This is a genomic window from Streptomyces sp. NPDC048415 (assembly GCF_040651675.1).
Taxonomy (GTDB): domain Bacteria; phylum Actinomycetota; class Actinomycetes; order Streptomycetales; family Streptomycetaceae; genus Streptomyces.
In genome coordinates this window covers 1-7,948 of record NZ_JBEZKJ010000178.1, presented here as the reverse complement: position 1 = coordinate 7,948, position 7,948 = coordinate 1, and the positions used below count along the sequence as shown (strand labels likewise).

The 7,948-nt window shown below is 68.9% G+C and carries 7 protein-coding genes and 1 tRNA gene; 3 read left to right on the top strand and 5 right to left on the bottom strand.

Annotation, left to right across the window (positions count from 1 at the left end; translation table 11 throughout):
- Positions 1–42: 42 nt before the first annotated feature.
- Positions 43–2,073, bottom strand: coding sequence for a glycosyl hydrolase family 28-related protein (locus AB0D27_RS44565; protein ID WP_362521167.1), 2,031 nt, complete (start codon positions 2,071–2,073; stop codon positions 43–45).
- 364 nt (positions 2,074–2,437) lie between these two features.
- Here AB0D27_RS44565 and AB0D27_RS44560 point away from each other — a divergent pair, with 364 nt between their 5' ends.
- Complete coding sequence (locus AB0D27_RS44560; RefSeq protein ID WP_362521165.1) at positions 2,438–2,896, top strand: hypothetical protein; 459 nt, start codon at positions 2,438–2,440, stop codon at positions 2,894–2,896.
- Here the strand turns inward: AB0D27_RS44560 and AB0D27_RS44555 are convergent.
- Positions 2,861–2,945: transfer RNA gene (locus AB0D27_RS44555), tRNA-Leu, on the bottom strand. The two genes, AB0D27_RS44560 and AB0D27_RS44555, sit on opposite strands and share 36 nt — an antisense overlap.
- A 141-nt stretch (positions 2,946–3,086) precedes the next feature.
- Between AB0D27_RS44555 and AB0D27_RS44550 the strand changes: the two genes are divergently transcribed.
- Complete coding sequence (locus tag AB0D27_RS44550) at positions 3,087–3,338, top strand: hypothetical protein (protein ID WP_362521162.1); 252 nt, start codon at positions 3,087–3,089, stop codon at positions 3,336–3,338.
- Positions 3,339–3,899: 561 nt separating this feature from the next.
- Here the strand turns inward: AB0D27_RS44550 and AB0D27_RS44545 are convergent.
- The 3 genes from AB0D27_RS44545 to sucC form a co-directional block, all read right to left on the bottom strand.
- Positions 3,900–5,456 (bottom strand): aldehyde dehydrogenase family protein, encoded by a 1,557-nt coding sequence (locus AB0D27_RS44545; RefSeq protein ID WP_362521159.1) that lies wholly within the window; start codon positions 5,454–5,456, stop codon positions 3,900–3,902.
- Positions 5,457–5,598: 142 nt separating this feature from the next.
- On the bottom strand, positions 5,599–6,498 hold the full coding sequence (gene sucD, locus AB0D27_RS44540) for a succinate--CoA ligase subunit alpha (protein ID WP_362521156.1): 900 nt from the start codon (positions 6,496–6,498) through the stop codon (positions 5,599–5,601).
- 11 nt (positions 6,499–6,509) lie between these two features.
- Entirely contained in the window at positions 6,510–7,640 is a 1,131-nt protein-coding gene (gene sucC, locus AB0D27_RS44535) for an ADP-forming succinate--CoA ligase subunit beta (protein WP_362521154.1), read from the bottom strand.
- A gap of 165 nt (positions 7,641–7,805) precedes the next feature.
- Here sucC and AB0D27_RS44530 point away from each other — a divergent pair.
- A partial coding sequence (locus AB0D27_RS44530) for a CoA transferase (RefSeq protein ID WP_362521170.1) occupies positions 7,806–7,948 on the top strand: 143 nt, incomplete at its 3' end.

Here is a 7,948-nt window from a genome sequence, read left to right as displayed (position 1 = left end):
GGCCTTCGCGGACGGCCCCGCGGCCTGCGCCGGGGCGGAACGTCACCAGGGCGCCGGCGCCGACGGCGTGACGACCGGCGGACGGTCGTCGCAGGAGATGGTATTCGGCAGCTCCCACGACCCGAGCCAGGGACCGGTGGTGCCGCCCCCGTCGTTGCCGCCGAGATCGATCAGCGAGAACTCCGAACCGGTGGCAGGGAAGTTGAACGACCCGCAGTTGTTGACCCCCACCGCGCCCACGTTGCGGGCGTCCACGTTCTCGAAGGACGCCGACCCCGCGGCCCGGGCGCTGACCACCGAAGTGCCGGTGCCGTCGACCCTGACGTCCTTGAAGTGCACGTTGCTGATCGAGTACTTGTCCTTCACCGGCCAGTCGGCGACGAGCATGATCGCGTTGTAGGTGTTGTCGAGGAAGGCGTCGCCGACCACCTGGATGTCCGCGTCGATGTTCCTCTCCAGCGCGTAGAACCAGATGGCCCCGAGACCGATGTTCCAGTTCAGCTCGTAGGTGCCGGCCCGCACGGTGGTGTTGTCGGTGATCCACAGATGCCCGGTGAACGGCTCGGCACCGAAGCGGGAGCCCACCTGCAGGGCGCTGCCCTCGCGGATCGGGTCGGCGATGAGGTTGCCCGAGACCGTGTTGTCGGTGCCGCCGTAGATCGCGATGCCGTTGGCGAGCACCGGCGTCTGCACGGTGTTGCGGTCAAAGGTGTTGCGGGCGTTGCCGGTCTTCTCCGACCACATGGCCAGGCCGTCGTCACCGGAGTTGCGTACGAAGTTGTTCCGTACCACCGAATCCGTCACCCCGGTGTGGAAGTTGAGGCCGTCGGCGATCTGGTCGGTGATGACGTTGCCGGTGATCCGCAGGTTCGACATCGGCCCGTCGAACCACATGCCCACCTTGGTGTGGTGGATGTAGAGGCCCTCGATCGTCGAGTCGCTGAGCGCCCCGCCGATGCCGTTCACCTGGTCGGTGTCGATCCGCTCGCGGACATCGCCCTCGATCGCGAAGCCCGACAGATGGACGTTGCGGCTGCCGCCCGCCGACGCGTCCTTGCCGTAGAAGCCGACCCCGGTGTGCACCGAACCGTCGGGGGCGGGAGCGTCGAGCGTGACCTGGCGCCCCTTGATGATCGTGTACCAGCTGCCGGCGCCCTCGATCGTCACGTCGTCCACGACGATGTGCCGGTTCACCTGGTACGTGCCCGGTGGGATGTAGACCTTCAGGTGCCCGCGCCGCGCGAACGCGATCGCCTTGTCGATCGCCCCGGCCGAGTCCCGCCGCCCGGTCGGATCTGCGCCAAAGGCGAGCACGTTCGCCGCGACGGGCGCGATGTGCGGCGGGGCGACCAACTGCGAGTCGAGCAGGTCGACAGTCGTCGGCACTGCCCCGGCGCGCGTGGGGACCGTCAGCCGGACCGTGTCACCCGCCCGGTACGTCCTGCCCAGCAGAAGACGCTGCTCGTCGTAGAAGTGGTTCGGCCGAAACGGCTTGGCGATCACCGGCGCCGGAGTGGTGGCACTGGGCACACAGCCGCACTCGGTGATCCACCAGTCCTCGTGCAGCAGCCCGGCCTTCGGGTCGTTGGAGAACGGATACTGGTTGTACAGCCACGCGTACTGCGAGGTCAGCGTCATCGTCGTCCGGTCGCGCCCGTTCACCGCCACGTCGAGCGGCGCCGTGATGCCACCGCCGTCCGGCGCGTCCGGAATGCTGTACCGCACGGTGATCGCGTTGGCGGCGCTCGGCAGGGTGAACTCCACGTACTCTCCCCGCTCCAGCGTCACCGCCTTCCGTCCGGACGCCTCCGCCGGCAGCGTGTACGCGCTCCGGTCCGACCCGATGACCGTCCCGTTCGTCGCGGCGTTCTCCGCCTCCTGCTCGGCGAACCCGAGGTGGGCCCCCCGCCCCGCCACCAGCGCCGGATCCAGCCCCGCCCGCGTCACGACGGCCCCCGCCGCCTTCTCCGTGCCTGCCTGAGCCGTCCCGCCGAGCCCGAGGCCGACCGCGGCCGCCACCGCGACCACCGCCACGGTTCTTCGCCACGCTCTCCTGCTGCTGCTCCGTGCCATCCCCAGCTCGTTTCTCTCGTAAGGCGCGACCGCCTTGGACGTTCGAGGCGGAGTGGACGTCGTGAGGTGAGGCGACAGTAAGGACCAGGCGCACCGTCCACAAGGTTCCTGCGAGATATTTTCTTGAGGCTGCTATCAAAGCGTCGATCACTTGTGCATTTTTTGCGCTACTTGCATGACTCTTTGCGACACCAGGGAGGCGTGGCCTGACACGCAGCGGTGCTGGGAGTATCCGAGCGCGCGCCGGCCACTGAGTCTTTCCTGTCGGGCATGCGCCTCTCCCATGATGAGGACGCGGTCGAGAACCTCGCGGCGGATGACACGCTCGCAGTGTGCGTTCATCCGAGGAGCCCGCGGTGCACTCTTGATCACGTCCAGTTCCTCGGCCTTGAAGACCGCTTCGAACACCTCGTTGTACTTGCCGTCCCGGTCGCGCAGCAGGAAATGCGAGCGGCGTCTCGCCCACTACCAGGCCGCGCTCGAAGCCGGAGCCGACCCAGCCGTCGTCACCCAATGGATCAACGAGGCACATCGAGACAAAGAAGCGGTACAGAAGAAACTCGACGCGCTGCCCGCTGCCACCCGGGACACAGAGCAACAGCTCACCGCCGACCAGATCCGATCAATCACTGAGAGGCTCGGCGATATGGCACAGCACATCCATGCTGTTGACGCCAACGAGAAGGGCCCACTCTACGAAGCCCTGGGCATCACCATCAGCTACGAACATGCAACGAGGACCGCGACCGTAAGGTCGAGGCCCTCATCTGCGTATCGTCAGTGGTTGTGTCCGAGGGGGGACTTGAACCCCCACGCCCGATAAAGGGCACTAGCACCTCAAGCTAGCGCGTCTGCCATTCCGCCACCCGGACTAGGTGTCTGCCGCCTGACCGGGGGTGTGCCCCGCGGCGACATGGACAACAATACCAAGGTTTCGGAGTGCCTTTCACCTGCATATCCGGGCCCTCGGAGCGGATATGCGGGAGCAGATGGGGTGCGCGCGCAGTCTCACCATGGGTGACTGGCGGACTACCGGGAGGCGGCGGCCGAGGGCGCTGCCGCCGCTGCGGGAGCACCTGCGCGACACCTTCTGGTGCGCGCCCGCCCACCGCGGCGACGGTGCTGGTCTTCGTCGGGTGGGTGGGGCCTCGGAGACTGACGCCGAGATCATCGAGGCGCTGCAGAAAGCGCACGACTACGACGGGGCCAGCGAGCTGCTGAGGCTCGCCGACGACGCGCGGGCCGTGGTGACCGCGGTCAGCTAGGCGATGATGGCCTTCATCGGTGTGGTGTTCAGGACTTCGCCGGTCGCCGTGCTGATCGCCAGCGGGCAGTTCAGCCCCCGCACGCTACGGATCTTCGTGCGGAGCAATTACCAAGACCACCCCCGCCGTCTTCCTCGCGACCTTCATGCTGTCGCTGCTCCTCCTGACCTCATACGAGGGTGGGGAGTCCCGACCTCCGATCACCACGTCCGTCCCCCTCGTGCAGTCGATCCTCGGGGGGGCTGGTACGACCATGTGAAGCCACCCGCGGTCGCGGGCTGCGGGTGCCCGCGCTGCGGGTGCCCGCGCTGCTGGTCGGCCCGCACGCGGCGCGCGGCGATGCTGAGACCGGCGACAGGGGAGTTGAGCTTCGGGTCGTCGACGAAGCGCGGGATGTCGAGGAGCTGCGGCCAGGCTGCGCACTTCGGTCGTCCGTCCGCCGAGCCTGCCCACCGGCCTTCGCCCACGAGCGTGTACCCGCCGTCACCGCGCGCACGGCACGCCAACTGGCCGGAGTGCGCGACGGGCGGCGCCCCGATACGGACGCCGCCCGCCCTCACCTCACGGCATGAGGTGGTAATCCGGGAAGTTCCCGGGCAGCCGCTCCCCCGCCGGCCCCTGCGTCACCGCGCGCACCAGCAGCTCCCCGCCCACGAACGCGCCGCTCCACGACGCGCCGAACCCGCCGAAGAGTTCATCACGGTCGCCGCGGGAGCGGGGCTTGCCGTGGCCGACCTTGAAGGCGCGGATCTGCGGGGCGAGTCGGTCGTACGTCGCCTCGTCGTCCGTGGACAGGGTGGCCACGAGGGCGCCGTTCGACGCGTTCATCGCCGCGAGCAGCTCGGCCTCGGTGTCGACCAGGACGATGGTGTCGACCGGGCCGAAGGGCTCCGCGTGGTGCAGCGGTGAGGACGGCGGCGGGTTCAGGATCGTGACGGGCTGGACGTACGCCGCCGTGTCCTGGCCGGGCAGGAAGCGCGCGTCCGACAGCTTGCCGCGATGCAGCGGGACGGCGCCCCGGTTGATGGCCTCGGCAACCTGGTCGTGCAGCTCCTTGGCCTTGGCCGCGTTGATGACCGGACCGAAGTCGAGTGTCGGGTACGGGTCATCAGGGTGCTCGACCGCGAGCGGGTGACCGACCCGCAGGGTGCGGACGGCCGGCAGGTAGGCGGCGAGGAAGTCGTCGAACAGCTCACGCTGGACGACGAAGCGCGGGTAGGCCGTGCAGCGCTGCTTGCCGTAGTCGAACAGCTTGGGGATGACCGCCGTCAGCGCGTCCCAGTCGGTGTGGTTCCAGATGCCCCAGGTGTTGAGTCCTTCCTGTTCGAGTACATGCCGCTTGCCGAGGTCGGCGACGGCGGTGGCCACCGCGGCGCCCGTGTCGCGGCCGCCGACGAAGGAGACGCAGCCGATCTCAGGCGCGCGCACGAGCGCCTCCGAGAGCTCGCGGCCGCTGCCGCTGACGAGGGTGACGGGGATCCCTTCGCGCCTGGCGAGCGCACTGGCCAAGGTGAGACAGGCGACGCCGCCGTCGGTCGGGGTCTTGGCGATGACCGCGTTGCCTGCCAATGCCTGTACCAGCATTGCGTGAACGAGCACGCTCATCGGGTAGTTCCAGCTCGCGATGTTGGACACGGGCCCGTCGAGGGCGACCCGGCCTTCCACCATGGGCTCGATGCCGTCGACGTACCAGCGCACGCCGTCGATCGCCCGGTCCACGTCGGCCTGCGCGAGCCGCCAGGGCTTGCCGATCTCCCAGACGAGCAGGAGAGCGAGCAGTTCGCGGTGCTCGGTCAGCGCGTCGAGGGTCGCCGCCACACGGGCGCGGCGTTCCTCCAGGGGCACATGGCGCCAGGCGCGGTGCTGGTCGAGCGAGGCGCGTACGGCCTGCTGGGCGGTGGCGGCGTCCAGACGCGGCGGGCCCGCGATGGGGCTCCCGTCGACGGGGCTGGTGGCGGGCAGCGCCCGGCCGTCCGCCTGCCAGGCGGAGTTCCAGAGGTTGAGGACGCGGTCGTCGCGGAACGCCTCGGGGGCGACGGCGAGGCAGCGCTGCCACGCGTCGGCCCAGGAGGTTCCGGACTTCACGGTGAGGTTGGTGGGGTTGAGGGTGGTTGCCATTCGGTGTCTCCGCTCTCGGTGCACAATCGGGGGCGGGGGGCCTGGCATCTGCCGAACCGCAGAATGCCGCCCGCGCGACCAGTGGTCGCGTATGTAGGGAGGAACGTAGTGAGGCCGGATCGCTTCCGACAGTCACTCCACGTCAACTATGAGTGACGTCACGTTCCGTTTCCAGCTGGGTCAGCACCAGCCGAGCCGTCTCGGTCGGGGTGCCGCCCACGCGCACTCCGACCGCTTCCAGGGCCTTCTTCTTCGCCCGGGCGGTGCCCGAGGAACCGGACACGATGGCGCCCGCGTGCCCCATGGTCTTGCCCTCGGGGGCGGTGAAACCGGCGATGTAGCCGACGACGGGCTTGGTGACGTGGTCGCGGATGTACGCGGCCGCCCGTTCCTCGGCGTCGCCGCCGATCTCCCCGATGAGAACGATCAGTTCGGTGTCGGGATCGTCCTGGAAGGCCGCGAGGCAGTCGATGTGGGTGGTGCCCACGACGGGGTCTCCGCCGATGCCCACGCAGGTCGAGAAGCCGATGTCCCTCAGCTCGTACATGAGTTGGTAGGTGAGGGTGCCGGACTTGGACACCAGGCCGATGCGCCCGGGCTTGGTGATGTCGGCGGGGATGATGCCCGCGTTGGACTGTCCCGGGCTGATCAGGCCGGGGCAGTTGGGGCCGATGACGCGCGTGCCCTTCTGTTCGGCGTACGCGCGGAAGGCGACGGAGTCATGGACCGGGATGCCCTCCGTGATGACGACGGCGAGTCCGATTCCGGCGTCGGCGGCCTCCACGACGGCCGCCTTGGCGAAGGCCGGTGGCACGAAGACGACGCTCACATCGGCTCCGGTCGCCGCCATGCCCTCGCGTACCGAGCCGAAGACGGGCACCGCGCGGTCGTCGAAGTCGACGGTCCGTCCCGCCTTGCGCGGGTTGACACCGCCGACGACGTCCGTGCCGGCCGCGAGCATGCGCCGGGTGTGCTTCATGCCCTCGCCGCCGGTCATGCCCTGGACGAGGACCTTGGACTCCTTGGTGAGAAAGATGGCCATGTCCCGCTCCTTCAGCTTGTGTTGGCGAGTTGGGCGGCACGGCTCGCGGCACCGTCCATGGTGGTGGCCTGCTGCACCAAGGGATGCGCGCGGCCGTCGAGGATGGCGCGGCCGCGGACGGCGTTGTTGCCGTCGAGGCGGACCACCAGAGGCTTGGTCAACCGCACGGTGTCCAGGGCCTGCACGATGCCGGCGGCGACCGCGTCGCAGGCCGTGATCCCGCCGAAGACGTTGACGAAGACCGACTTCACGGCCGGGTCGGAGAGGATGACCGAGAGGCCGTCGGCCATGATCTGCGCGGAGGCTCCGCCTCCGATGTCGAGGAAGTTGGCGGGACGGGCGCCACAGCCGGCGACCACGTCGAGCGTCGACATGACCAGACCCGCGCCGTTGCCGATGATGCCGACCTCGCCGTCCAGCTTGACGTAGTTGAGGCCCTTGGCCGCGGCCGCCGCCTCCAGGGGGTCGTCGTGCTCGGCGTCCTGTTCGCCCCAACGTGCCTGCCGAAAACGCGCGTTGTCGTCCAGGGTGACCTTGCCGTCCAGGGCGAGGATCTGCCCCTGGGTCGTGCGGACGAGGGGGTTCACCTCGACGAGGACGGCGTCCTCACGGGTCAGCACCTGCCAGAGCCGCATCAGGACGTCGACCGTCTGTGGCGGCAGACCCGCGGCCTCCGCGATCTCGGACGCCTTCGCCGACGTAACCCCCTCCGCCGGGTCGACGAGGATGCGCGCCACCGCCTCCGGCCTGGTCGCGGCCACCTCCTCGATCTCCATGCCGCCCTCGGCGGAGGCGATCGCGAGGAAGCGTCCGGCGGCGCGGTCGAGGACGTACGAGACGTAGAACTCGCTCTCGATGTCGACAGGCTGCGCCAGCATCACCTTGCGGACCGTGTGGCCCTTGATGTCCATGCCGATGATCCGGCGCGCGGTGAGCTCGGCGGCAGCCGGGTCGGCGGCTAGCTTCACGCCGCCCGCCTTGCCGCGCCCGCCGGTCTTCACCTGGGCCTTTACGACGACGCGACCGCCGAGTCGGCGGGCGATCTCCCGCGCCTCCTTGGGCGAGCCCGTGACCTCGGCCCGCGGCACCAAGATGCCATGTTCCTCGAAGAGCCCCCGTGCCTGGTGCTCGTACAGGTCCATGATTCGGCTCCTGTCTTAAAAGTGCTGCACGACCCCTGGACATCACCCATCGGATGCGGGATAACAATCTTCATACAGTATCCGTCGACTGTATGCAATGTGCCGGGCAAGCTTCACGACCAGCGACGCCAGGGCGCTCAAGGCAGCGGACAAGTGAGGTGACCTGTGACGACCAAGGCTCTGGAAGGCATCCGTGTCCTCGACATGACGCACGTGCAGTCCGGTCCGTCCGCGACGCAGATCCTCGCGTGGCTGGGGGCGGACGTCATCAAGCTGGAGGCACCGGCCGGTGACATCACGCGCAAGCA